Here is a 26,338-nt window from a genome sequence, read left to right as displayed (position 1 = left end):
TCTTTAAGCCTTCAATCTGGTATCGTTCACATAGAATAATTTGCTTAAATGGGGTGTTCATCTGAGCACCTTAGCGGATTGTGTTAGAACCAAAAGCATATAGGCCACTTGGCCCCTTTCTACTTTACTAAGTGTGTCGGTAATTGCTGAAATCTAAGCATACGAGGAACTGATAAAGATAATATAGTTGGAGTGCTATTTCTTCAATCAATAACCTCTAACTGTACTCTACATCGTCCGTAGTAGTGGGGGGGCTGAGAAACTGGCTCCAAGCTCATATTAGCTTTGAGGTATCAAAATAGTGCAACTATCAGTACATGGATAAGATTACGAATGATTGTATATTCGGGAACTAAGCGCGAATTTTTAGCTGACGTCAGATCGAACGTAATTGCTGACAAAGTAGAGACTGAGGTTTTTCGAAGATTAAACCGTAATTCCCCTAGAAATGAAAAAATTTCTTGGGAGAACTCGCTTCAATATATGTCTCAAGTCTTATGGGACGAGGATATTCCTGCATCTGCTGGTGTCGCAATTGAGTATAATTTACCAATGACCAATCGACGAGTAGATTTCATTCTTACAGGGAAGGACAAGGATCGACGAGATACGGCAGTCCTAATAGAGCTAAAGCAATGGCAAAATGTTGAGAAGACAAATAAAGATGCCATCGTCAAAACCCGTTTTCAGCACGGGATGAAAGAAACAAATCATCCTTCCTATCAAGCATGGTCGTATGGTGCGTTGATTCAAGATTACAATGAAACCGTTCGTAAAGAATCCATTCTATTACAGCCTTGTGCATACCTTCATAACATGGATTTTGGTCATGTAATCAACGATCCATTTTATGAGGCACACACCAATAAGGCGCCAGTATTTATTAAACAAGATGCCATACGTTTGGCTAGCTTTCTAAAAAAGTATGTCCGTTACGGCGACAGTGACAACATTTTGTACCGTATAGAGCATGGTGTAATAAAGCCCTCTAAAAACCTTGCGGATGCATTAGCTTCAATGCTTAAGGGTAACCCTGAATTTTTGATGATTGATGATCAAAAGCTAGTCTATGAAACTGCGCTTGATTTGGCTCATAAGGCTAAATCTGGCAAAAAGCAAACACTAATAGTTAACGGTGGACCAGGAACAGGAAAATCTGTTGTTGCGATTAACTTACTTGTAGAAATGACAAATCGTGAAATGCTAGTGCAATATGTTTCCAAAAACGCAGCGCCTCGAGAAGTTTTTAAAAAGAAGTTGACTGGTACTAAAAAAAAGACGCACATCGACCAAATGTTTAAAGGTTCTGGTTCTTATATTGAAGTAGAGAAAGATCAATTTGATGCGCTTATTGTCGACGAGGCTCACCGTCTTAATTTAAAGTCTGGTTTATATGGAAATCTTGGCGAAAATCAAATTAAAGAGATCATTTCGGGATCGAGACTGTCCATTTTCTTCATCGATGAATATCAGCGAGTAACACTTCAAGATATCGGTACCAATGATTCTATTCGATCATGGGCGGATATGCTTTCATCAAACGTGACAGAGTTGAATTTGAGCTCTCAGTTTCGATGTAACGGTTCTGATGGCTATCTTTCGTGGGTCGATAACGTCCTTCAAGTACGTCAAACAGCGAACACCACACTCGATGATATCGACTATGAAGTTCGTGTATTCGATGACCCAACTGCTATGCGTACAGCAATTTTAGAGAAGAATAGGTTGTCTAACAAAGCGCGAATGGTTGCAGGGTATTGCTGGGACTGGAAGAGTAAGAAAGATAAGTCTGCAATGGACATAGTAATTCCTGAGTTTAACTTCGAAGCACAATGGAATTTAACGGACGATGGAAGCCTTTGGTTAATTGCTGAAAAATCGGTTGATCAGGTTGGTTGTATACATACTTGTCAGGGGTTAGAGCTTGATTACGTTGGGGTGATTTTAGGGGATGATTTCGTTATTCGAGATGGCTTCGTAGTCACTGATGCAAGGAACCGATCGTCTAATGATCGATCAATTAGAGGTTTTAAAACAATGCTTAAGAAAGACAAAGAGCTTGCAAAAAGCCTGACTGATGAAATCATAAAGAATACATATAGAACCTTAATGACGCGCGGCCAAAAAGGCTGCTTTATATACTCTACTGATAAAGAAACCTTAGACTATTTTAAAGCCAGCGCAATTTGCTCAACCGAGCGAGAGATAAACAATATGGCTTCACCGTTTGATGGACTTGCATTAAATATTGTTGCTTTTGATGAGGCAAACCCTTATGTGACACACGTTCCAGTATTTGATATCCAAGCAGCTGCAGGTGGATTCAGTGATGCACAGATAGCGGATAGTAGCGATTGGGTGGAGCTTCCTGATTATATTCGTGCAAGTGAAGGTATGTTTATTGTTCAAGTAATCGGTGAGTCCATGAATCGTAGAATTCCTAGTGGATCGTGGTGTTTGTTCAAGTCAAACCCCGGTGGATCGAGAAACGGTAAAGTAGTTTTAGTTCAACATCGAAGTATCGAAGATCCAGATCATGGTGGTAGTTTTACCATAAAGGTCTATCAAAGCTTAAAGAGCTTTGATAATGATGAGCAAGTGAACATTAAAGTAATTCTTAAGCCAGATACGTTGTCATTTGGGTACTCAAATATTGAGCTCGCAGACGACTCAGAAGAGTTAATGGTTATTGGCGAGTTTTTATCCATAGTGTCATGATTATTGTGGCTACTGAAAAAACTAAGAGTTTTATGGAGAGTTATAATTTTATTGGTTTTTATTAGCCCTAGTTAAGATATGCCTTTTTAGGTTCGGCATCAGGGGTACACCAAGCTATTCATACGCCGCTTACCAGTACTTTCGAGTGATTCGGCTGTTCTGCTTCTTTTGTTTTATAGGACTCTCCCTTTGGGTATGGACTGATATTCCAACTGCCTCAGTTCATTCGGCAGTTGGATGCTATCGGGGGCGTGTTCCCATAGGTCGATATGATTATCTGGTGTATCCCACAGGCCTGGTAGGCTGCATTCTCCTTCCTGAAAAGGTCGGCTACGGCCAATGACGTTTCCGTTGAAACACCAAAATATTCCGATATTGGGCATATAGATTCTCTTTGCTTGCAGCTGTGTTGCCACTAAGTCCCTTGAGCACATTTTATAACCCTTCCACTGTCCGAATTTTATGCGCTAAACCTCTAGTTTGAGGGTGGATTTTAGGTATTTACAGCCTCGCCTGGCTAAGTTATAGCGTCAAAAATGGTGCCGTTTTTAGTTGATGTTTATTGAGTTAGGCGGTATGTTTTGGTTACGGTTTTAGTTAAACTTTTTTCCTTTAAAATCAATTGGTTATGGCGACATGTTTTGTCGCTCTGCACTGTTAAAGTAGTCCTTGTTGAACGACAGACATAAGGACACTTTCTATGATTATTCATTCTCGAAATTTACGCTTTTTCCCGGATTCAAACCCAATTCACAATATGGATAAGATTGAGCCGGATTTCTATATTCCCCGTGTGAAGTATGTGTATGAGTTTGATTTGTACACCTTTGATGAGCGCAATGATCACGCCAATTATTTAATGGGCAGTGCGGCACAGCGCCTTAAAAAAGCCATAATCGATGCTTTGGAAGAACGAGTCTATGACGACGCTAACTTGGCGGCGACTTTTTGGGTATCGCGTCAGCGTGTCTTGGATTCCTTCGCAACAGATCCGATCTACATTGCTTCGGTGGAGGACCTTGAAGAGTGGATCGACTTTGAAGAAGTGGCTGAAGACTTTGAAGAGCACTTTGCAATGGAGGATTTAATCCAAGAGACGGGATTCCTACGTGCGGTCGATGTGCGTACTTGGCGAGAAGGTACCTCGAAGGTAGAGCCTTGGTTTCATGTGGAGTGCAGCCAAATCTGGTATCCAGATCAACAGCAGAAGTGGTTCCTGTGGGACAACGACGAAAGTGTCGAGTACGGTGGTAGCTTTGGTTGTTTCTATGAGAAAGATGGCAAGGTGAAACTTTCTCGTAAGAACATCTTGAAAGATGGTGATCACACCATGGTGGCGTACGGTGATGAACAGCACGCACAAGCCGAGCTTTATGAGATATTAGAACACATGCTGGCTAAGGTTGTTGGTCATCGCTCGGATTGTCTCAGCGTTAAATCGATTACGTTTGAACTGCACGATAAACTAGGCGAGAAGAAAGCGCCGCTAAAGGCTGTGCCACGATCGTCTGAGGAGTGGGTGCCCCGCAAGATCAACCGTAATAGATCACGTAAGTCGAAGAAGTAGGGAGAACGGCTATGGCGATCTTACGCGAACACATAGCAGCCCGTGACAAGCGCTTAGCGGAGCTCGTCGCTTTGCAGGCTCACGATGGGGCATTCTACTTAGAGAGCTCAGCACTGAGTTGGGAGATTACCTACCCAATCAAAGAGAGGCTACTGATTCAACCCTATCTACTGATTCACGAAGGTATCGTCATTAAGCGCAGTCAGCTTAATGACGACCGCTGGCAGGAGATCGATCAGGACGCAGGTTTGCCATTGCTGACTTGGGCACAAACGTGCCCGATCTTGGAAGAAGTCATGCGCTTCTTACCAGAAGACGTAAAAAAGATAGCACTGTCGGTTCGGCATTTACAGATTTCTATGCTCAATATGTGCCTTCAATCTAATGCGTTTAAACAACTGTGTGAGTCAGACTTTAATTTAGCTTGGCTGTTCTTGGGGTGCGCACAGCAAGCACAGCTACCAAAGGAGGATATCGAGCATTGGTTAACACGTCCTCGTTTAGATTTGTTAGAGCTGGTCTCTGGGCATCGAGAGAAATGGATGCTCAAGTGGCTACGCAAAGTGCGCGCAAGTGTGGGGGATGTGCATGAATGGCAGCGTCTACAAAAATGGCTGCGCGATCCGCAACAAGCCGCTTATCTAAATGGCTTTGAACAAGCGAGTGTATCCTTTTTGCAAATTATGACGCTCATCGATTTACCGATCGATGTGCGTCAGTGGCAAGGTGACTTGGAGAGAGTGAAACCGCTTTCAGGCAAAGACGTTCGCAGTTGGCTGTGGGAAGTGAAGCAAGTAGCTGGAGATGTTCAGCGTATTGGCAAAGCGTTAGGCATTCCTGCTTACAGCCACTTTGATCGCGTGCGCTCGTTTGACGGTCTTAAGAAGCGTCATGATAAATGGACAAAACGGTTAAATAAGGTGTTGCCCCAAGAAGATGGGTTGTGGGGTGTGTTCCCAAAACCGCCGTTAGAGGAAACCCAGACCATTAAGCCTATTCGCACGTTTCTTGCCTTATGTAAGGAGGGGCAACGTATGAAGCACTGTGTATCGAGTTATCGCCAAGCGATCGAGCAGGGAGAAAGCTATATCTACCGATACATGGGTGAAGAGCGAGCCACAATAGAGCTAACCTGCACGGATGGCACATGGAGTCTGGGCCAGATCAAAGGCAAAAATAATAGCGCGCCTTCTGCGGATACGCTAAAGAGCATACAAGCTTGGTTTGATCAGTATGAAGGTTCTATGGCGGCTTATCAAAAGCGTCGCCGTGCTCTGATGGGAAGGCCTAATGATGTATTTTTCCCTATGCCTCCGTTCGTTACGGAGTCACCATTAACCGCGATTGAAACCGAGCAGATGTTTCGTATAGAGCAGCGTTATATGAACGATCATATTCAAAGCACCATTGAGCAGATCCACAATGGTGAACGCTATGTGTTTCGTGTGGACGACCCCGGTAAAGAACGCGTGATTGAGTTTGAGTGTTTGGATAATGAGCGTCTGAATGGCAATCGCTGGGAAGTGGTTAATGTTGTTCGTCGCGATGGTACTCGCCGTCAAGGTGATGATGACCTGTTGGACTGGTGGCTTGCAATGAGTGAAGCGGAACAAGGCTGGACGTTGCTGGAACAAGGAGAGTGACTATGAATGTTAATAGTGCTGAGGTGGTCTTTGATCTTGCCGAACAACAGGCTCCGAAAATCCTTTTGGTAGGCGTTGGAGGCTGTGGCTGCAGTGCCGTGGAGGTCATGGTGCAAACGGCTATTTTGGACAAGGTGACACTGGCTGCGGTTAACACGGATCAACGAGAACTGAGTTTAACCAAAGCGCCCGTGCAGGTGCCGATTGGTGAGGTTCTGACAAGGGGGCTTGGTGCAGGCTCTATGCCTCATGTTGGGGAACAGTCTGCCCGTGAATCGACCGAAGCGTTGCAAGATATGATTGCTGGGTTCGATTTGGTGATCACCGTTAGTGGTGGCGGTGGAGGAACAGGCACTGGCGCCACGCCTGTGTTGTTAGAAATTTGCGAGCAGCAACAAGTTCTAACCATCGCGTTTGTGGTAAGGCCTTTTGCTTTTGAAGGTCGGCGCCGCATTATCTTGGCGGATGCCTTAATTGAGCGCTGCCGCAAATCCGCAGGCACGACCTTTGTGTTGGAGAATGCCAAGTTACAACAGGCGTTAGGCGATAACGTCAAACTGAATGATGCCCTCGATGCCGCCAATCATTACATCAATGAACTGATATCGGGCCTATTGGCGATGATCGACAGTGAAGCGGTGGCGCGGATTGACTTCGCTCATTTTTTGTCAGCCTTGGCAGGTCAAGGCATGGGCCATGGCGCAGTCATTGAGGCAGACAGCTATGACGGTATTTTGGAGAAGCTAACCGACTTTCCTTTACTTCAAGGGACGCCTCATGTTCAAAGCATGCAAACCAACACCCAAGTCTTACTGCATATCTGGGCACCAGAGAGCTTCACCTTGTCTGACTACGCGGGGGTCAGCGAAGAGCTGCATGAAAGGCTTTCAGGTAATTTAGACTTATCGAGTGGCTTCAGTGTTTGGGGCAAGCCAAGCTTTAAAGTCGTGTTGTTTGTCAATCGGTTATCAAGCTAGCCGTTCATGCTTTCTTTGATTTATATGTAAGCCCCAAGTCTTACTTACCGCCACACACCGCCCAATCTTCTCCGTCGGTCCAGACCGTTGCTTCTTGTTTTTCAATGTCTTGGTTTGTAGGGTTGGCGCCAAAGAAGGCGCCATAGGTGGTTGACGGCGCGCGTCCATGAACGTTGATTTGGATGCGATCTTTTTCCACCGCTGCGACATGACCAATGCTATTTTGCCATGTGCATACTTGCGCACCGACCGGTTTTGGCTGTTTTAGGTTGTGTTCGAATCGTGCCTGACGAGAGTGCGCTTCTTGCTCTACTTTCGATTGCTTTTGCTTGGCTTGTTGCTGGCTTTGTTTGATGTCTGCAATCAGTGACATATCCTTTTGCTCGGCCGTTTTTGGTTGCGCGACAGCGCTCGATGCAATGTGTTGTTGCGTCTGCACGTCACTCGTTGGCTCAGACATTGTCGTACACGCCGTTAATAAAAAAGGCAATACAGCAAAGGTTAGGTTACGTATCAACATGGGCATTCCTTTCGAGTGAGAAAACTATGAGCAGCTTAGCATTATTTACCAATCTGATACGTTAAAAATTAAGCATAGAAAAACCAAGAAAATGGCTAACTATTAGCCGGCATCTTGCGCCACACTTTTTAAACTGTCAGCAAAATAGTCAATTTGGGAGGTGGCCAGCCCAGCAATGTTGAGTCGGCCATTGTCGAGTAGGTAAATGGCTTTTTCTGTGCGCAACCGCTTAACGGTATCAGCCGTGAGTCCCATCATTGTGAACATACCTTGGTGTTGTTCAATAAAACGAAAGTCTTTATCGAAGCGATTTTCTAACGCTTGGCGCAGAGCGCTGCGTGTATGACGAATACGTTGATTAAGCGTGTTGAGCTCGTTTTGCCAGTTATCTTTAAGTGCTATGTCATTGAGTATGTGTGCGACAACGGCCGCACCGTGATCAGGCGACATCGTATAGCTGTTGCGTGCTAAGCAAATCAGTTGAGACAGCATGTGATCGCTGACGGTCTCGGTTTCACCTGCGACCATTGCCACGCCAACGCGTTCTCGGTACAAACCAAAATTCTTGGAGCACGAGCTGGCTAACAGATACGCAGGAACGTGTTCCGTTAGGTAACGCACCCCTTTGGCATCTTGCTCAAGACTTTGACCAAATCCTTGGTAGGCCATGTCTATAAAGGGTAGAAAGCCCCTGTGTAAAGCAAGCTCCGTTACCTGCTGCCATTGGGTAAAAGTCAGATCTGCGCCAGTTGGGTTGTGGCAACAGCCATGTAACAGCACAACATCGCTTGTGTCCAACTGCGCAAATTGAGACATCATTGCATGATGGTTGATCTGCTTGGTGGCGAGGTCAAAGTAAGGGTAGTGACGAACCTTTAGACCCGCTGCGCGGAAAATAGGCTCGTGATTGGTGTAGCTAGGATCACTTAGCCATACCGTGGCGTGAGGTTGCGTTCGAGCAATGAGATCCGCAAGTAAGCGTAAGGCACCGCTGGCACCTGGGGTTTGTAAGGTGCGCACACGATCATAAGGCTGTTGATCGCCGAGTATGAGCGCGGTCATGGCTTGGTTAAAACACAGATTGCCCCGCATTCCGACGTAGGCTTTTGAGTCTTGCTGATGCAATAGTGCCTGTTCAGCCATTTTGACGGCTTGAAATATCGGCGTATTACCCGCTTCATTGCGGTAGACGCCGATCCCCAAATCTAACTTGGATGGGCGAGCATCTTGTTGGCAAAGAGAAGACAATGCCATGATCGGGTCCGGCGCCGCCGCGCTAAGCGTGTTAAAAAACATAAACGTTACCTATTATCGAGAGAAGACAGAGCGAAAAGAAAAACCACTGGCAAGTAATACGCCGCCGCAGACCAAGCCTAAGCCTAAAAAGGTGGAAAGCGTAAACGGCTCATGAAGAACAAAAATGGCTAATAAGGCGACTACAACGGGTGTCAACGAGCCAAGCGCGGCACTCAATTCCGCGCCAATGCGGTTAATCGCAAAGCCATAGGTGAAACCTGCCACAATGCCAACAAACACTGCTTGTATCGTAAATTGTATGGCGACCGTGGAGATGGGGGTTTCTGTTAAGCCTGTATTGGCATAGCCCAACCCATATAGCACCAACAGAGCTGCGCTGGAAACGGCACATAAAAAACCGGTAATCGCCAGCGGGGGCAACCCAGCCAGTCGTAGGCAAAGGGTGTAAAGCGCCCACAGTAAAGACGCCATCAGGAAAATAAGATCGCCTTTCCATACCTGACTGCCAACCTCTAACAGGGAAACGGCGACTAGGCTCAAGACGCCGATGGCAATACAGATTAGGCCCGTTAAGCGTTGTTTTGAAATGGGCTCTTTAAATACTAAAACGGCAATGCCAGTGACGAATAAAGGGAAGGTGCCTGGAATCAACAGACCCGAATGGGCAGCCGGTGCGAAGGAAGCCCCCATGCTACTCAGGTAAAAAAACGGCACCCCCGCCCCGATCACGATGCCCGCTAACACCCATTTAGAGGTGGCCACGACGCGCGACCAATCTCGAATCATCCAAGGCAATAACACGAGAGCAGGTAAAACAAAACGCATCAGCGCTAAGTCATACGTGGTTAACGCAGATATGGCGCCGGCTCGCATTGACAGTAAAAAACCGCTCCAAATTAAAACCGTTGCTAGGGCAGAGCCGATGCCAAGTTGAAACGCGTTTCCTTGCGCTAGCTGTCGATACTGGGGCACCGTGGAGGATGTAGAAGCGTGCAGTTGAGCCATCTGAGCGTACCTTTAATAATGAGGGATATGGCGTAAGAAAGCGTTTCAATACGCATCGGTCAGCCATCATTATTCAGGAAAGAGGCGAGGCATGTCCTTGCTATGTTGGTAAGGTTTTATGTTCATAAAGGCATAATGTGCTAATTTATAGATACTAATAGATTGAGTATGCCAAATGACGGATAAAGTAGATTTTTCGATCTTACGCCAACTGCAAGAAGATGGTCGTCTTACCAATGTAGAGTTGTCGGAGCGCATTCATTTGTCGCCGTCACCCTGTCTAAGACGTGTCAAAAAGTTGGAACGTGAGCAGGTGATCACAGGTTATAGAGCGACGCTCGATCGAGAGAAAGTAGGGCTTGGCATGACCGTGTTCGTGGATGTGTCACTGGAAAATCATAAAGATCAAACCAGTTCACAATTTGAAACCTCAATCATTGCCATGGCGAATGTGTTGAGTTGCTTTGTGGTGTCAGGGCAATCGGATTATCGCTTGGAAGTGGTGGTACACGACTTAAAAGAATACGAAGCGATACTTCGTACTATCCAAACCTTGCCCTTTGTGAAAGACATACACAGCAACTTTGCCATTCGTGCGGTCAAGACGGATGCTCCGTTGCCGATTCAAGACAGTCAATAAAGAACCCCGTTCGTCAGCGTACCCGTCAAGCACGCTCATTTTGTATGAACTCGAGAAACTGACTTAAGATTTGATTGTGCAGCGCTGCTGGTTTTGTCACCAAATTAATTTCAGAGTTAAATTTATAGGTTTTGGCTAGTAACTTTTTCATGCGTTTTTTTGCCACCCAGTGCTCTGCGTAATGCTCTGGTAAAAAGCCAATGTATGTGCCTGTCAGAATTAAAAAGGCAATGCCTTCGTGATCCGATGCGGTGGCGCAGCAATTTAGCGACTGATAAATCAAGGCAACGTCTGGGGTCATTCGGTGCCCAGTGATCACCGTATTGCTCTGTTCCACTAACGCCTTATCGGGTTTTGCATAGGAAAACAGAGGGTGCTCATCGCTGCAGTATAAGTAGTATTGCTCAGTATACAGAGGGTGATACTCCAGCCCTGATACTTTGTTGTTCGACGGGACCGCACCGACATGGAAACGTCCATCAATCACGCCTTTTTCAATATCGCTGGGTGTCGACATGGTGATGTTGATGTTGATCTTATCACTAAGGTTGCGCAGGTCTTTTAACGCATGGGTAACGCGCATTTGTGGTTGCGTGACGAGATTGTTAACCAGCGCGATGTTTAAGTCACCTCGTAGCTCGTTGTTAATTTGGTTCACATCACTTCTAAACTGTTCAATCGACGCCAGTAGCACTTCTGAGAGACTTAGAACCGCTTCGCCTTCTTCCGTGAGTGTGAGGCCACCGCGACCTCTGTGGCACAGCTTCATGTCCAAGCGTTTTTCTAGATCGCTCATTTGAATTGAAATAGCTGATTTGGTGACACCTAACATAGATTCCGCTGCGGTATAGCTTCCGCACTCAATCACTGTTTTAAACAAACGAATGAGCTTGATATCAAAGTCAGTGATTTGATTGATGAGGGCGCGTTTCTTTTTGGTTTGCATCCACTGAACCTAGGCTTTTTAGTGATTCATTAACTTAACTAAAAAGACTGAAAAAGAACACCTATGGCTTATTCTAAAAATGGGGCTTGGCAGACATTCTATAGAGTTGAATAGAATGCACACTCAGTGCGATACCAACGCAGGTAATAATGGCGATAGAAAGCGATAGCGGCCAGGCTTCGACCATGACAGGGGACACCTGAGAGCAAATGGCACCAAACGCCAGTTGCAAGAATCCCATTAACCCAGCGGCCATACCGCCGTTACTGCCGACACCACCAATCGCCGCCGATTGATAAGACGGCTGACTGATGCCTCGCCCAAGGGTCACTAAGCTCATCGGTAGAAAAAGCGTTAGGTAATGGGTATAGGTGATCATTGGGATCAACAGCAATAATAGCGCACCGAGTAACGCGATTCCGTTACCTAACACAATGGCGCGGTCTTCACTGACGTATTTTGTGACGCGCGTACTTAAAAAGCCACCTAACATGAAGCTCAGGGTGATGCTCATAAACCAATAACCAAATAAATGGCTTGATTGATCAAATGTTGCGGTGATGTAAGGAGAGGCGCTGACAAAAAAATAGAAGCAGCAGGCAATCAACGTATTGGCCAAGGCGTAGCTTCGAAAAGAAGCGTCTTTAAGCAAAGTTTGATAGAGCGTTAACGTCTCTTGGAATGAAAAACGTTTTTTGGCAACCGGATTCATCTTAACGTATTGATTAGACAGTAACAGTAAAAGACCTCCCATAAGTGCCGTCATCACAAAGATATAGCTCCAGCCAAACCAATCTGTAATGTAACTGCCTAATAAAGGGGCAACACTTTGAGATAAGGCAATGGCCATAATAATGTAGCCCATTTTCTGAGGCGCGACTTTATTGCCGTAGCTTTCGACGAGTAACGCACGGGCAATCGAGATCATCGCGGCTCCGCCCAACCCTTGAAAAACACGCCCAACCAGCAGCGTTTCAATGCTCCATTGAAACATGGCTAAACTGCTTCCAAATATAAAGCCAATCAAACCAATACGAAGGCTGCGTTTGAGCCCTTGGGCATTAATCAGCCCGCCTAAACTCAGTTGTCCAATGGCTAGCGCTGCCAAATACAAGGACAAACTCAGCTGTGCGGTGCTGTTGGACACCGCAAAGGTGTCTGCAACGAGAGGCAATACGGGTAACAATGCATTCAGTGCAATAGGGCTGCCCATTGCCATCGTGATCAATACAGGCATCGGGATGGGTTTCATATCGGTTCCGTCAAATCAGGGGTTAGAAATAGGATACTCACTGCTAGATATTTAGTAAACATGTTAAGTAATTCGGCGAAATTGATACAATTATGGATCAGTTTCGCCGAGTGAAAACAGGGGAGGGAGTGAACTAACGTGTGTGGATTCGAGAAGCGTAGGAAGATTTAAGAATCTGTTTTTGATAATCGCAGGGCGTAGCGCTAATGAGTTTTTTGAATTCGCGCATAAAGTGAGGTTGATCGCTGAAGCCTAAATCATTGCCCAATTCAATCAGTCTCAGATCTGACGTTTGATTGATGATGCGGATGGCGCTTTGGCAGCGAACGATGCGGCAGAATGCTTTTGGGGATAGGCCAATTTCATTGCTGAATAAGCGCTGCATGGTGCGTTTACTGATTCCCGTTAACTGCTCAATGTGAGCCACTTGAATGTTGCCACTGTGTTGAATAATGGCTTCTATCACGGTTTGAGTCTTGCTTGACGGTGCCACGATTGTATCGTGAATTAAGTATTGCTCAATAATCTGCGCTTGTGTTGAGAAGTCTTGATTCGCCATCAGTTGTTCCAATAGAAACGTTTTATCTTGTACGAAGTCGAACAGATTTAAACGCTGGCTTATCAGTTCTTTGGTCGAAATATCAAACGATTTAAGAATCGTTCCGGGCATAAAACGAACCCCGAAGTAATGATGACCTTGCTTTAATTTTGCATTTTGCGCGCAGACTGTAGAGCCACAGATCTTGGCGCTGGGGGATTGTTCAGTGCAGTCAAACATGATGTCGACACAGCCATCTGGGATAGCAAAGGTTGTATCAGAGTGCTCTCCTGCCTGAAAACGATAGATCTGAGAGACGCCATGAATCTGTGGCGCGTATTGATAGACATCCGATTGCGAATGTATGACGAACCATGGCTGCTCTCCTGTACCAATGTGTGCTGTTGTCATAGTGATTACCTTTTTTATAATTTTTACTTACAACATTGCCGATTCAAAATCCTTAATTGGCGCAAATATTCAATATTTATGCAGTTCACTTATCTAAAGTATTTCTAAACGTCATTCATAGGTAGACAGATCTCCAGTGTATGACTTCGAGCTTTATAAAAAATATTAACTCGTTTTAGATAGGTATGGCTATGACTGAGAATACTAAGATTGATTTCATCTACCTTTCAGAAGAAGACATGATCAAAGCTGGCGTCACCGATATGGCGCAATGCGTAGATACAATGGAAGAGATGTTTGGGTTGCTACATCATGGCGACTATCGCATGGCGGGGCCCAACAATGATTCGCATGGGGCAATGATTACCTTTCCAGATGAGTCACCTTTTCCAACCATGCCTAAGCCTACGGCAGATCGTCGCTTGATGGCGATGCCGGCTTATCTAGGTGGCAACTTTCAAACCAGTGGTGTGAAGTGGTACGGCTCTAATATTGCTAACCGTGAACGCGGCTTGCCACGTTCTATTTTGTTGATGATCTTGAATGACATTGAAACGGGCGCGCCATTAGCATTTATGTCTGCAAACCTTCTTTCGGCTTACCGAACAGGTGCAATTCCTGGTGTGGGTGCACGTCATCTGGCGCGTAAAGACGCCAAGGTGATTGGCCTTTTAGGTCCCGGCGTGATGGGGAAAACGACCGTTGCCTCGTTTATGGCGGTTCGCCCAAACGTCGATACGATCAAGATCAAAGGTCGTGGTCAAAAAAATCTGGACGCGTTTGTCGAATGGGTCAAAGAAAACTACCCGCAACTTAAAAATGTACACGTCGTGGACAGCGTAGAAGAGGTTGTACGTGGCTCCGATCTGGTTTCTTACTGTAACTCTGGCGAAGTAGGCGACCCGTCGAAATACCCAATGGTGAAACATGAATGGGTGAAACCTGGCGCATTCCTAGCGATGCCAGCGAGTTGTATGTTGGACGATGGCATGAGCAGCGACAACGTGCGTAAAGTGATGGACAGCATTGGTCTCTACAAAGCGTGGTACGAAGAAGTACCGAAACCTGCGCACCATACTATTCCATTGGTCGGTATGCGTTTCATGGACATGATCGATGACAAATTAATGTCTGAGTCAGACCTTGAAGACCTAGGGGCGATTGTCGCTGGTGATACCCCAGCGCGCCAAAATGACGAAGAAATCATCATTATGTCGGTTGGTGGCATGCCGGTAGAAGACGTGGCATGGGCAACGGTTGTCTACCGTAACGCAATCGAAAAAGGCATCGGTGTTCCTTTAAATCTTTGGGATACCCCAGTGTTGCGCTAACAACGTGACTGACGATCTAAATTCTAACTAATCACATTCCATAGGTGTGTAAATGACTAAAATTGTTAAAGTAAAAACTGGCTCTAAGTTTGAAGAAATCGCCAGCTACTCTCGTGTTGTGGCCGTTGATAACTGGATTTATGTATCAAATACAGCAGGGCGTAATCCAGACACGCAGGAAATCCCAGAAGATGTCATTGAGCAAGCCGAGCAAGTATTCAAAAACATTGAACGTGCTCTGGTACCGGTTGGCGCTAGTTTGAAAGACGTTGTGGTGTCGCGCGTGTTTATCCAAGACCCAGAGGATACGGCAAAAGTCATGGAATTCATCGGTACGAAATTCCGTGGCGTAGACCCAGTGACAACCGTTACATGCCCACCTCTAGGTTCTACTGTGTACAAGGTTGAACTAGAAGTAACGGCTTACCGTGGTGCTTCTGAAGCAGACGTTGAAACAATTAACGTTTCTCAATAATTAGATTGTTAAGTAAAGCCCTCTCAATTAAGGAGGGCTTTTTGAGGTGAAATATCTATGACGATTACGCTAGAACGAATAGCAACGCAGGATACGTTGCCTGATTCAACATCCGTGGTCATTATCGGCGGGGGTATCGTTGGCGTGTCGGCTGCTTTAGCTTTGGCTGAACGCAACATACCGGTTGTGGTCATCGAAAAAGGTCATCTTGGAGGAGAGCAATCGTCTCGAAATTTGGGCTGGATTCGTAAAACCAGCCGTCATGTTGACGATGTGCCTTTGGCCTTAGCCGCGGATCGTCTGTGGGCACAAATGCCCGAACGTATTGGCTCAGACGTGGGTTATAAGCAATCTGGCATCATGTTTCTGTCACAAACCGATGAACAGCTAGCCATGCATGAAGGCTGGCTAAAATCTGTTGAATCATTGGATCTGGGTTCTAAGCTGTTAAGCCAAAAAGACATTGATCAGCACGTTCCAGGTGGCCAAGGTCAGTGGAAAGGGGGCTTGTACACACCGACGGATGGTAAAGCGGAACCGTCTATTGCGGTGCCAGCCATGGCGAAAGCGGCCATGGCGAAAGGTGCTGTCTTTGTGCAAAACTGCGCTGTAAGAACACTGCAAACCAGCGCGGGTAAAATCAGTGGTGTCGTGACAGAGAAAGGAGAAATTCTGTGTGACCAAGTATTGCTAACAGGTGGCGCCTGGTCGCGTCGCTTCCTGGGTAACCATGGCATTTCATTGCCTACCTTACCATTGGTGTGTTCGGTATTGCGCACAAAACCCATGGACGGGCCAACCGACATTGCCGTAGGTGGACCGGACTTTTCTTTTCGTAAACATCAAGATGGCGGCTATATCATTACCCAACGCGGTAAATTGGATGCGCCGGTGACACTGGACCATTTATTAATTGGCAGCAAATACTTAGATCAATTGCGTACTCAGCGTAGTTTCTTGAAAATCTCGTTCGGCTGTACCTTCTTTAAAGATATAGCGTTAGGGCGCCACTGGAAAAGTGACAGTGTCTCGCCATTTGAAAAAGTGCGAGTCAATAACCCTGACGTTAACCATGGCTTAAACCAAGATGCGTTGAACAATCTAAGTAATGCATGGCCAGTGTTTGAGAAGGCTGAAATTGAGGAAGCTTGGGCTGGGATTATTGATGTGACACCTGATTCTAACCCCGTGATTGACCGCATTGCCGAGATACCAGGCTTAACGGTTGCAACAGGTTTTTCAGGGCACGGTTTCGGTACGGGACCTGCTGCGGGTCAACTCGCAGCGGACTTGGTCAGTAATGAATCCCCCATTATTGACCCAAGCCCGTACCGATTCTCGCGTTTCTGATGTCGTTAGAAATGTCCCGAAAGAGCTATTCTTAAAGGATATTTAGATCGATACAATGATCGTGTGGTAATGGATGACTGCAAAATGATTGAAATAGATATGAGTTCTGCCCTTACTCACTATTCGCGCAATGTAAATTGCGCTTTTTTTTATTTTCCGCTAGCAGAAATATCAATCACTTCTTTTAAAAGCTGGCTAAGCTGCTTTACTTTATCTTCCCCGAGTTTGTCCACAATTTGTTTATAACCGGCGTCGACATTCGGTCGAAATTCTTTGACTAACGCTTTAGCTTCCTCGGTTAGAGATAACAGTGTGATGCGCTGATCTTCATGAGAGCGCTTGCGAATAATCATTTTTTCTTCGACAAAGCGATTAACAATCCGTGTCAGGCTAGGGCTTAAAATACAGCATAAATGCGCAAGCTGTTTTGCTTCCAATTCTTCATGATCGTTTAAAACACGAAGCACTCGCCACTGTTGTTCTGTAAAGCCCGCCTTAAGAAGTACGGGGCGAAAGAAAGTCATGGCAGATTCGCGTGCACGCAGAAGTTGGAGGGTCAGTGAGTCTTCGAGTTTTTTCATAGACGTGTAAGCTGCTCTGTCTGGGGAACGTTAATTGAGCCCTTATTTTATAAGGATCGTTTTACTATGAACAGCATTAGTCGTACTCATTTCTATGCGATGCGAGAAGAGGCGAGTGTGTGGATTTTTGAACTGCATGCAAGAATACGCGTCAGAATTGAAACATAAAAAAACTAAGGCCGTTTGATCTGCCTTAGTTTTTAAATGAAGGGACTGATGAGTTTAAGTGTGTGCGTTATGACAGTTGCTTCAAAAGTGTTTGCAGTTGTAGCTTGAAGCTTTGATATTGTTCATCGTCAAAAGAACTGAACACTTCGTCGGTCTGTTGCTTGGAAATAGCCCAAAGTCGGTCTGCCATCTCCAGCCCTTTGTCAGTAAGGGCCATCGCTTGGTTTATTAAGCCTGACGTTTGCAAACGTTCTATCCCAGCTTGGACATCCGGCTCTGGAATGGTCACCAAGTTGGTGAGGTCATCGTATGACACATTGGGTGCATCGCTTAATACTAATAATAAACGAGCTTCACTGGAGCTAAGCCCGGTAGCTGACTGCTTTGGCAGGTAGTTTTCTTGCAGTTTTTGCAAAACCTTATTCATCAGATAGATGGCGCTGTTGTGCAGACGTTCTAGCGTTTCAGGTGAGGCGACATTTTTATCAGGTGATTGTGTTCCGGTAAACGGAATGGCGCCCGCATAACTGCCTTGTACGTACAACAGTGGGCTACGACCATTATTTTCAAACGCTACCACTTTACCGATCATAATCCAGTGGTCACCGCCGTCGACAATTTGATAATTTTCACACTGGAAATTGGCCGCCGTATTGTGAAGTAGTGGCGCTTGGCCAGCGCCCGCTTCAAATGCCACGTTGGCAAATTTGTCATCACTTGGACGGGCAAAGTTATTAGACAAATCAATCTGATCGGCCGCCAAGATGTTGACGGCGAAATGCGAGGCTTTTTCTAGAATCGGGTAGCTGCTTGACTCTTTGACAATGCTCCATAAAACCAAGGCAGGATCAAGTGAAACGGAGTTAAAGCTGTTTGCGGTCACACCGACTTTGGTGCCATCTTCAGCTTGCGCCGTAATAACGGTGACACCGGTTGCGAAGTTACCAAGACAACGACGAAATTCTTTAGGATCAAAACTCATAATTAGGGTGCTCTCTATCAATAGTAGTGGTTAAACGTAGGGAGAATGCTCAGACCTTTCTTAAAGAAGGGAAGGGTCTGGCTCAAGGCCCATCAGCTCACGTCCTAATATTTGTGCACAGACATCGTAGTCGGTGTAGGCGTGGGCACCACACATATGCGTATCACGGAATAAACGTTGTGCTTCTTTGTCGAGCATCCATTGTGTTGCTCCGATGGCATTAAACAAACGGTCCACCGCTTCGATACTCATTTTGACAGAATACGCTTGATTGGTACGCCAGTAGGCCAACTCTTCACGCGTTGGGTAACGATGCGCTTCTGCAAACGCTTTATGCTCATCCCAGGTCTTTTCCATAAAGGCACGTGCTGCCATGACTTGGTGCTTTGACTCCGCTAGACGCATTAAGGCAGGCGTAGCCGCATGAACTTTTGCACCTGTGTATGCGCGAACTCGGGTGGACGTTACTTCTTGGAACACTTCGACCATGCGTTCAGCAACCCCTAGTGCCATCGCAGCAAAGCCAGAGGCAAAATAAGGGCGGTAGGGAGCGTAAAAAATCTTACTATCAGGGTATAAATCGTAACCAGCCGATTTGCCTTCCATCATGTCTTTGGCTTTTTGAATACGATGTTCTGGTACAAAAGCGTCTTTAATCACCAGTGTTTTGGTACCGGATCCTTTCATCGCCATTGCGTGCCAATCATCATCAATGTGGTAATCAGAACTTGGGATGACAGCAAAACAGTAATCTTTTGCGCCTTCAGCATTATCACGTAAGAAGCCAACAATGGCCCAGTCTGCGTGGTCACAACCACTGCTCCATTTCATATCACCATTAAAAATGATGCCGCCTTCGGCTTCTTGATAGCGTCCAAATGGGGCAATACTACTGCTGGCCATCGCATCTGGATTTTCTTTCCAAACATCGTCTTGCAGCTGTTTTGAAAACAACGCCATTTGATGGTTATGCGTGCAAAGTAAGCTAAAGGCCCATGCCGTGCTGCAACAGGCGCCTGCCAGTGCTGCAATGCAATCACAGAATTCAGGTAAGGAAATCTCATAACCACCATACGCTTTTGGCAAAAAAGCTTTATGTAAACCGACTTTTTTTAGCAGTTCGATATTTTCTTTAGGGACTTGGCGCAACGCTTCTGTTTTGCTTGCATTTTCGGCGATCGCAGGTAGGACAGATTTAAGGTCTTCTAGTAATGGGTTGTGACGTTTCATGCCATTCTCTCTTATTGTTATCGTGAAAGTAACTTTATTATTGGTCTAATCGGTAGGTGTTTGAATGGACATTTCTCAAGGACTTCTAGGACATTTCTAGAAAAAAAGTCGTGTTTAAATGAGTAAGAGGCAAAAAATCTGATGTCGAGTGGTGAGCTATCAGCGCGATTATATCGGCAGTTAGGTGTGTAGGCTGGAGCCTGAAAGACGCACACACTGGTTGGTTGTGTCAAACACAATCAATCAGTGTGTTGAGTGGCGCTAATAGGATTTATGACGCACGTTTTATGGTCTGCGAAGGCAACTCCGCAAACAGCGTACGATACTCAGAGGCAAAGCGGCCGTAGTGAAGAAAGCCCCATTTTGCAGCGATATCTTGAATATTGTATTGATTAGAATAATGCAATAAATCTCGATGTGCGGCATTAAGTCGCATGATCCTAAGATAGGACATAGGGCTTAAGCCGAAGGTTTCTTGGAAGCAGTATTGCAGTTTGCGGCGGCTGGCACCCACAACATTGCATAACTCGAGAATAGTGGGTGGGGTATCTAAATTGGCAAGGACATACTCTCGCGCTCGGTCGACCATGACTTTGCGTGCCAAAGGTGTTATTGCGTAATTATCCCCTGAATCAGCTAGGTCGATTAAGTGTTGCATGATCGTACCTTTGATGCCGTTTTGAATTCGGGAGTATTCCAGTTGTTGTGTCGACAGGTCTGATGAAAAAATTGTATGCAAACAATCACTCAACTCCTCACCAAAACAGGCTTCTTTTAGGTAGGTAGAGCTTGCGTAGCTGTTTAAGCCAGACTCAATGCCTTGATTGCTTAACATGTTTTTTATCACGTCTAAATCAACACTGATGCAAAAGATATCTAGGTTGCTAGGTGTATGAATCTCAGGTAAGCGATCGGCTGGCGCAATCAAAATATGATTGGCCACCGATAGGTGCCCATCACAGTAAAACTCTTGCGTATGCTGGCGAGCAGGTACGCTGAATGTTAAGAAGTTCTTCATTGCTTGCCCTGTTTTAACCAAGGCTTGATTGGAACGATCTCTAATTAATTGCAAATCATCGAACGCTAGTTCGGTTACTTCGCCCTCGAATTGGCCATCAGTTACTTGATCACAAGTGATCTGCCAACCTCTCCATGCCGCTGAATGCTCTTCCGTATTGTGGGTCACCTCGTGGTGATAGGTTAAGTCTTGTTGAGCTTCGTGGTTCATGGGAGCCCCTCCAAACAGCTAAAGTTCAAGATATAAACATCGGTGAATAACTTACATATGTAAAGGTTGATGAAGCAGTTTTGCCAAAACTGGATAGTGATTTGTTGAAATAAAAGAGGATGGTGTTTACAAAAAGTGCAAATTTACTTCCAAGTTCGATTTAAAAGCGATCGATATGAAACGCCGAGCAAGGTAGGAGTATAAAAATGTCCCCAACGGGACATAGAGCATAGACAGACGCAAGTGTAATTTTTACTTATAACAAACAAAAGGAAGCATAAAAATGAATAAGAGCATGAAACTAATTCTTGCCCCAATCGCATGCACTATGCTGATGGGGGCTGTATCGACGGCCGCGAATGCTGCGGAATACCCTAATCGCCCAGTTCGTTTTATTGTGCCATGGCCTCCTGGCGATATAGAAGACATCTTGACTCGCCGAATCGCTGAAGAAATGTCAAAGCAGACAGGCGTACCAGCGACCGTTGTAAACAAGCCTGGTGGTGGCGGTGTGTTAGGCGCGACATCGGTAGCACAATCGCGCCCTGATGGCAGCGTGATTGGTTCTTTTGTTGTGGACTTGGTGACCTCTGCCGTGGTCGGTGGTAATGCGCCGTATGACAAAGACGCGTTCGAACCGATTGGTATTTTCTTAGACTACCCGTTCGTATTAGCAACCAAAGCGGATTCTCCTTATAACAATCTTGCTGAACTGGCGGAATACTCGAAAGATCACAATATCTCCCTAGGCCACTTTGGGTACCAAGCGCTTCCAACTGCTCTTACATTCCAAGCGGCGGATAAATTGGGTATCAAAATCGCCTCAGACTCTGCTTTCAATGAATTGAACTGTGCGGCGCTGGCAAATGGCGATGCCGACATTGCCAACACAACCACTCAGCAAATATTGCCTTGCTTGGATTCTGGTGATGTGAAGTTATTAACATCGTTTACTTATGATCGTCTTATTATTGCCCCAGATGTACAAACATTGAATGAAGCGACAGGTATTACGCAAACGCTTTGGAATGGCTTGTTCGTTAAAAAAGGCACGCCGCGTGACATTAAAGAGAAAATCTCAGTCATTGCTCAGCAAGCCCTACAGTCACCTGAAGTTATTAAGCTTCAAGAGTCAACGGGTGCCGGTGTTTACTGGACAGATATGGATGATGCGGAAAAACGAATCGAACTGGACTATGAAAGTGCGAAAAAACTTTCAGAAGCAATGTAACGCACAGTTTAGCGCGATAAAAATTGGCTCAAAATAAAAATGGTGTATGAAACATGGCAATTAATATCATTAACCCTGCAACCAAATCCGTTTATAAAAGCATTGAAGAGACTGACTCTGCTGGCTTAAATGCAGCGGTTGAAAATGCCAAAAGCGCATTTGAAATCTGGCGCAAAACATCGGCTGCAGAACGCACGCAAGCCATGCATCGCGTGGCAGATGAAATCGAAGCTTGTGGTGCTGAGTTGGCTGAAATTATTGTTTCGGAGCAGGGCAAACCCATGGCCATCGCGCAAATGGAAGTTGGCGGTGCTGCAGGTTGGACTCGTTATAATGCCGAGTTAAGCCTAGAACCCGTTGTAATAGAAGACAGTGCAGAGCGTTATGTAGAGGAACAAAGACTGCCTGTGGGCGTCGTGGCCTCTATTACGCCTTGGAATTGGCCGTTAATGATTGCCGTGTGGCACATTATGCCAGCGCTTCGTGCAGGTTGTAGTGTGGTGATCAAACCGGCTTCAACGACACCAATAAACACGATCAAACTCGCTGAAATCATCAATAAGCACACGGTACCAAACTTGGTTCAAGTGGTCATTGGCGGAGGGCGCGCGGTAGGTGAACCGTTGGTGAAACACCCAGATGTAAAGAAACTGGTTTTCACGGGTTCCACGCCAGTCGGTAAGCATTTAGCGCAAATCGCTGTAGCGGATCTGAAGAAAGTGACCCTTGAGCTAGGTGGTAACGATGCGGGTATCGTGTTGGAAAACGCGGATATCAGTAAGGTCGCTGAAAAGATCTATATGACTTCGTTTATCAATATGGGTCAAACCTGTGCCTGTTTGAAACGTTTGTACGTACATCGCTCTAAGTACGAAGCCTTGTCGGATGCCTTGACGAAAATTGCGGCAGCGCAAGTTGTTGGTAATGGTATGGATGAGGGAGTGACGTTTGGTCCAGTGCAAAATGAAAAACAATTTAATAGTGTCAACGCTATGATTGAAGAAGCCAAAGCGGCGGGTGCTGAAGTGATTCAACCATCATTGCCTGCTGGGCTAAATGGTTATTTTATCGCGCCAACACTGATTAAAGATCCTAAACATGACATGTCTGTGGTTTGTGAGGAGCAGTTTGGTCCGGTATTACCGATCATTCCTTACGATAACCTAGAAGAGGTGATGTCTCATGCGATCCATAAGGAGTTTGCCTTAGGGGGCTCTGTTTGGGGGGAAGAATGCCCCGAACGCGATTGGGTGGTAGAGCAATTAGACTCCGGTACCGTTTGGATCAATAACCATGCAGAGGTGTTACCGCATATTCCATTTGGTGGTAACAAAGATTCCGGTATGGGCGTTGAGTTTGGTCAAGAAGGCTTGCTTGAGTACACCGTTCGTAAAGTGGTAAATCGAGCAAAATAGAAAGTAAAAAGCGCAGTTATCAGTAAGATAGCTGCGCTTTTTTTTGGGGATTAGAATGAAGAACATTCTGTATGCTTCGGATTTAGAAAAAGGGAGTCGAGTTGTACTGCATGCCGCATTAGAGCAAGCGATACAGACGAATGGAAAAATCTTCTTTTTACACGTGTCAGATCAGTTTCATCGCGGACAAGATGAAATGATGAGTGGCTATGAAATTAAAGAGGCTCATGATAAGCACTTAGAGGCACTTAAAAAAGAAATCAGTGCTTATATGAGAACACGTATTCATAACTTTATCGTCGAAGAGCTCGAAACGTCTTCTGTCGATGAAAACGCTATAGAAGTGGTAGTAACCTTTGGTGATCCAGCAAAGAAAATTGTTCAAGTGTCTAAAGAGATTGGCGCTGGAATGATCGTAATGGGGGATCGAAGAGTCAATGCATTATCTCGTCTTTTCCTAGGTTCTACGGCGCAAAAAGTGATTCATAATGCTGCGATACCGGTGTTGATCGTACCCATTTCAAATACTGTTAAAAGCAGTAAACAAGGAGGGTAGGATGGATCAAGCGCAACGTAAGTCGAAACTTTTCTTCATCGTAACGTTCGTGGTTACCATGTATCTAATCTTCAGTTTTCCAGAACATACAACGGAAATGAAACGCGCACGCGGCTGGTATACACAACCCTTTGTTGCTCCTCTTGTTGGTCTAAGTGTACTGGCGTTTTTCTCATTTCTGAAACTCTTAACCGTACTGCGCCCTCAACCAGGCGACGATACGATCGTAAGGGGATTGATCGATAATTTACCCTATTATCAAATTGTTCTGATTACAGGGACTTTGTTTATTGTCTATATCTACGCAATTGGTGTGATTGGCTTTGCGGTCTCTACCTTACTCTTTGTCCTGTCTCTGCTTTGGCTTAGCCGCCTCTTAACTTGGTTCTGGGCATTTTATGCTTTGGTTGCAGTCACTTTAATCGTTTTGATCTTCCGCGTTGGTGTCAATATTTGGTTTCCAGATGTCACCTTATACGAAACGCTTTTCAGCGGTGAACTGCTTTATTTTATGAACAGCTATTTATAGAGAGCAACGATGGAACTCATTACTTTAGGTTTAAATGAAGTCTTCAGTGGCGGTGTTATATGGGCTGTCATAATTGGTGCGTTGATTGGGGTGACAATCGGCTCAATTCCAGGCTTAGAGCCTGCGGGCGTGATGGCGATTTTGTTGCCATTGACGTTTTCAATGGAGCCGCTGTTTGGTGTGACACTGCTTTTAGGTGTATACGGGGGGGCTTGGTATGGTGGAGCCATTCCAGCCATATTGATGAATACCCCGGGGACGCCAGTGGCCGTGCTGACGACCTATGATGGTTATCCGATGGCAAAGCGAGGAGAAGGTAAAAAAGCGCTTTCCATCGCTTATACGTCTTCGTTTTTTGGCGGGATCATCTCGGTTTTATCATTGGTGTTCTTTGCGCCCATGTTGTCTCAAGTGGCGACCTTATTCGGCTCGGCTGAGTTTGCCATGCTGGCCTTATTAGGAATGGTGTTTGTAGTGCTGGCACATAACAAATTTGCCATCGAAGCGGCGGCCATGATTGGCTTGGGCATGTTCTTAGGAACCATCGGTATTGACCGATCTTATAATACTCAAGTGTATACGTTCGATGAGCCTTTCTTATTAGCGGGCATCCCATTAGTGCCAGCTGTAATTGGTTTGTTTGCCATGTCGCAGGCTTATATTTTACTGTCTAAGAAGAGTGGCGACTCGTTTAAAACGAAATTAGAAGGATCAGGGCACTTTAGTGGTTTTACGGTGCTGCTACGAAATAAAGTAACGGCGATACGTTCTGCTATTTTAGGCGTGGTTATGGGATTGTTACCGGGTGTGGGAGAGTTCGGTTCGCAATTCTTTTCCTATACGTTGGCGCAAAAGTTCTCCAAAAATCCGGAAGAGTTTGGCAATGGTGCGGAAGCCGGTATTGTCGCGTCGGAGACCTCAAATAATGCGGTAACCGCTTCGGTGATGATTCCATTGTTGGCTTTTGGTATACCTGCGGATGCCTTGATGGCGATGTTATTATCGGTCTTTATGGTGCATAACTATATTCCTGGACCACGTTTGTTTGCTGAGCATCCTGAGTTTATTTCGGGCCTATACGTATCATTGTTCTTTATGAATGTGTTTGTGTTTGCCTACTTAACGTTTGCATCGAAATACATTGTCAACATTACACGTATTCGAGGACGTTTTATTGGTGCTCTGATTTTTGTACTGGCGTTCCTTGGTGCGTACAGTCAAAACTATCAAATTACCGATGCACTGATTGCGTTAGGCTTTTCTGTGATTGGCTATATTATGAAACGCAATAATATCCCCGCCGTCCCGATCATTTTAGGGTTGGTACTGGGGCCGGTTTTCCTTGATCGAATGAGGCAGGCGCTGGGGGTGTCAAATGGTGAGTTCGGTATCTTTATAGACCGCCCGATCTCTTTGACGTTACTCACGTTAACAATTGGATCAATTGCAATCTTTACCATTAGTAAGCTAAAAGCTCGTTAGGTAAAGCTCTTTTAGCCATAAAAAAACGCTCAATTGAGCGTTTTTTTATGGCTGATCATCAAGGATAAGCTCTGATGATTTAAACGGGCCTATATACTATCATTCGACTAGAGAATGCTCGAATAAGTCAGCTAATTGGCACTGAGCCACGACTGACTTGATTTGCTTTTCAATTTGCTAAAAACCTGGGCTTTTAGCGTATCTAGTTCCCTAGTGCCATTAGCTTTCTATTAATACTGGAATGCGTAATTAAGAAATATTGGCGCCTCATGCAATACCATTGGCGTGATTTGCAAGTTTTTAGAT

23 protein-coding genes are annotated in these 26,338 nt (G+C 45.5%); 13 read left to right on the top strand and 10 right to left on the bottom strand.

All coding sequences use genetic code 11. The features are described from left to right. Positions 1-333 precede the first annotated feature (333 nt). From AYW76_RS07105 to AYW76_RS07085, 4 genes are all read left to right on the top strand, one after another. The gene (locus AYW76_RS07105) at positions 334-2,718 is read left to right on the top strand and encodes a DNA/RNA helicase domain-containing protein (RefSeq protein WP_067217761.1); all 2,385 of its coding nucleotides are present in this window, start codon (positions 334-336) and stop codon (positions 2,716-2,718) included. 700 nt (positions 2,719-3,418) lie between these two features. Next, complete coding sequence (locus tag AYW76_RS07095) at positions 3,419-4,285, top strand: hypothetical protein (protein WP_067217755.1); 867 nt, start codon at positions 3,419-3,421, stop codon at positions 4,283-4,285. Between the two features lie 11 nt (positions 4,286-4,296). Next, positions 4,297-5,928: a PcfJ domain-containing protein gene (locus AYW76_RS07090; protein ID WP_067217751.1), complete on the top strand. Its 1,632-nt coding sequence runs from the start codon at positions 4,297-4,299 to the stop codon at positions 5,926-5,928. Positions 5,929-5,930: 2 nt separating this feature from the next. After that, positions 5,931-6,905 (top strand): FtsZ/tubulin family protein, encoded by a 975-nt coding sequence (locus AYW76_RS07085; RefSeq protein WP_067217748.1) that lies wholly within the window; start codon positions 5,931-5,933, stop codon positions 6,903-6,905. 40 nt (positions 6,906-6,945) lie between these two features. On the opposite strand, the gene AYW76_RS07080 is transcribed toward AYW76_RS07085, so the two are convergent. The 3 genes from AYW76_RS07080 to AYW76_RS07070 form a co-directional block, all read right to left on the bottom strand. Beyond that, complete coding sequence (locus AYW76_RS07080) at positions 6,946-7,425, bottom strand: hypothetical protein (protein WP_067217745.1); 480 nt, start codon at positions 7,423-7,425, stop codon at positions 6,946-6,948. Between the two features lie 102 nt (positions 7,426-7,527). Beyond that, complete coding sequence (locus AYW76_RS07075) at positions 7,528-8,721, bottom strand: amino acid aminotransferase (protein ID WP_067217742.1); 1,194 nt, start codon at positions 8,719-8,721, stop codon at positions 7,528-7,530. A gap of 12 nt (positions 8,722-8,733) precedes the next feature. Continuing rightward, a complete protein-coding gene (locus AYW76_RS07070) occupies positions 8,734-9,687 on the bottom strand; it encodes a DMT family transporter (RefSeq protein ID WP_067217739.1) in 954 nt (317 codons plus the stop codon). 175 nt (positions 9,688-9,862) lie between these two features. Between AYW76_RS07070 and AYW76_RS07065 the strand changes: the two genes are divergently transcribed. Then, entirely contained in the window at positions 9,863-10,327 is a 465-nt protein-coding gene (locus AYW76_RS07065) for an Lrp/AsnC family transcriptional regulator (protein ID WP_067217735.1), read from the top strand. 25 nt (positions 10,328-10,352) lie between these two features. Here the strand turns inward: AYW76_RS07065 and AYW76_RS07060 are convergent, their stop codons facing one another. The 3 genes from AYW76_RS07060 to AYW76_RS07050 form a co-directional block, all read right to left on the bottom strand. Next, complete coding sequence (locus AYW76_RS07060; RefSeq protein WP_067217732.1) at positions 10,353-11,273, bottom strand: LysR family transcriptional regulator; 921 nt, start codon at positions 11,271-11,273, stop codon at positions 10,353-10,355. Positions 11,274-11,346: 73 nt separating this feature from the next. Then, positions 11,347-12,525: an MFS transporter gene (locus AYW76_RS07055; RefSeq protein WP_067217728.1), complete on the bottom strand. Its 1,179-nt coding sequence runs from the start codon at positions 12,523-12,525 to the stop codon at positions 11,347-11,349. A 133-nt stretch (positions 12,526-12,658) separates the two neighbouring features. Continuing rightward, complete coding sequence (locus AYW76_RS07050) at positions 12,659-13,474, bottom strand: helix-turn-helix domain-containing protein (RefSeq protein WP_067217725.1); 816 nt, start codon at positions 13,472-13,474, stop codon at positions 12,659-12,661. 191 nt (positions 13,475-13,665) lie between these two features. Between AYW76_RS07050 and AYW76_RS07045 the strand changes: the two genes are divergently transcribed. The 3 genes from AYW76_RS07045 to AYW76_RS07035 are packed head-to-tail and all read left to right on the top strand — an operon-like array spanning position 13,666 to position 16,630. Then, a complete protein-coding gene (locus AYW76_RS07045) occupies positions 13,666-14,805 on the top strand; it encodes a tyramine oxidase subunit B (RefSeq protein ID WP_067217722.1) in 1,140 nt (379 codons plus the stop codon). 52 nt (positions 14,806-14,857) lie between these two features. Continuing rightward, the gene (locus AYW76_RS07040; protein WP_067217718.1) at positions 14,858-15,280 is read left to right on the top strand and encodes a RidA family protein; all 423 of its coding nucleotides are present in this window, start codon (positions 14,858-14,860) and stop codon (positions 15,278-15,280) included. 57 nt (positions 15,281-15,337) lie between these two features. Then, positions 15,338-16,630 (top strand): NAD(P)/FAD-dependent oxidoreductase, encoded by a 1,293-nt coding sequence (locus AYW76_RS07035; protein ID WP_067217714.1) that lies wholly within the window; start codon positions 15,338-15,340, stop codon positions 16,628-16,630. Between the two features lie 149 nt (positions 16,631-16,779). On the opposite strand, the gene hpaR is transcribed toward AYW76_RS07035, so the two are convergent. The 4 genes from hpaR to AYW76_RS07015 all read right to left on the bottom strand — a co-directional run bounded on the left by hpaR (position 16,780) and on the right by AYW76_RS07015 (position 20,819). Further along, positions 16,780-17,211: a homoprotocatechuate degradation operon regulator HpaR gene (hpaR, locus tag AYW76_RS07030; protein WP_067217711.1), complete on the bottom strand. Its 432-nt coding sequence runs from the start codon at positions 17,209-17,211 to the stop codon at positions 16,780-16,782. Positions 17,212-17,446: 235 nt separating this feature from the next. Next, positions 17,447-18,361: a p-hydroxyphenylacetate 3-hydroxylase reductase component gene (locus AYW76_RS07025; RefSeq protein WP_067217707.1), complete on the bottom strand. Its 915-nt coding sequence runs from the start codon at positions 18,359-18,361 to the stop codon at positions 17,447-17,449. Positions 18,362-18,421: 60 nt separating this feature from the next. After that, positions 18,422-19,591, bottom strand: coding sequence for a p-hydroxyphenylacetate 3-hydroxylase oxygenase component (locus AYW76_RS07020; protein ID WP_067217703.1), 1,170 nt, complete (start codon positions 19,589-19,591; stop codon positions 18,422-18,424). Positions 19,592-19,862: 271 nt separating this feature from the next. Continuing rightward, positions 19,863-20,819, bottom strand: a complete 957-nt coding sequence (locus AYW76_RS07015) for a helix-turn-helix domain-containing protein (RefSeq protein ID WP_067217700.1) — start codon at positions 20,817-20,819, stop codon at positions 19,863-19,865. A gap of 295 nt (positions 20,820-21,114) precedes the next feature. Here AYW76_RS07015 and AYW76_RS07010 point away from each other — a divergent pair, with 295 nt between their 5' ends. From AYW76_RS07010 to AYW76_RS06990, 5 genes are read left to right on the top strand one after another with little or no spacing between them, the layout of a single operon-like run. After that, complete coding sequence (locus AYW76_RS07010; protein ID WP_231872567.1) at positions 21,115-22,050, top strand: tripartite tricarboxylate transporter substrate binding protein; 936 nt, start codon at positions 21,115-21,117, stop codon at positions 22,048-22,050. A 53-nt stretch (positions 22,051-22,103) separates the two neighbouring features. Continuing rightward, positions 22,104-23,465 carry an aldehyde dehydrogenase family protein gene (locus tag AYW76_RS07005; RefSeq protein ID WP_067217692.1) on the top strand — a complete coding sequence of 454 codons (1,362 nt, stop codon included), beginning with the start codon at positions 22,104-22,106 and terminating at the stop codon, positions 23,463-23,465. Positions 23,466-23,520: 55 nt separating this feature from the next. Next, the gene (locus tag AYW76_RS07000) at positions 23,521-24,021 is read left to right on the top strand and encodes a universal stress protein (protein ID WP_067217689.1); all 501 of its coding nucleotides are present in this window, start codon (positions 23,521-23,523) and stop codon (positions 24,019-24,021) included. 1 nt (position 24,022) lies between these two features. Next, on the top strand, positions 24,023-24,550 hold the full coding sequence (locus AYW76_RS06995) for a hypothetical protein (protein ID WP_067217685.1): 528 nt from the start codon (positions 24,023-24,025) through the stop codon (positions 24,548-24,550). 9 nt (positions 24,551-24,559) lie between these two features. Further along, a complete protein-coding gene (locus AYW76_RS06990; RefSeq protein ID WP_067217682.1) occupies positions 24,560-26,032 on the top strand; it encodes a tripartite tricarboxylate transporter permease in 1,473 nt (490 codons plus the stop codon). The last annotated feature ends 306 nt before the right edge of the window (positions 26,033-26,338 follow it).

This window comes from Marinomonas gallaica (assembly GCF_001639745.1).
Taxonomy (GTDB): Bacteria; Pseudomonadota; Gammaproteobacteria; order Pseudomonadales; family Marinomonadaceae; genus Marinomonas; species Marinomonas gallaica.
Note: the sequence above shows the minus strand (reverse complement) of the source record. Positions and strands in the feature narration are given on the sequence as shown.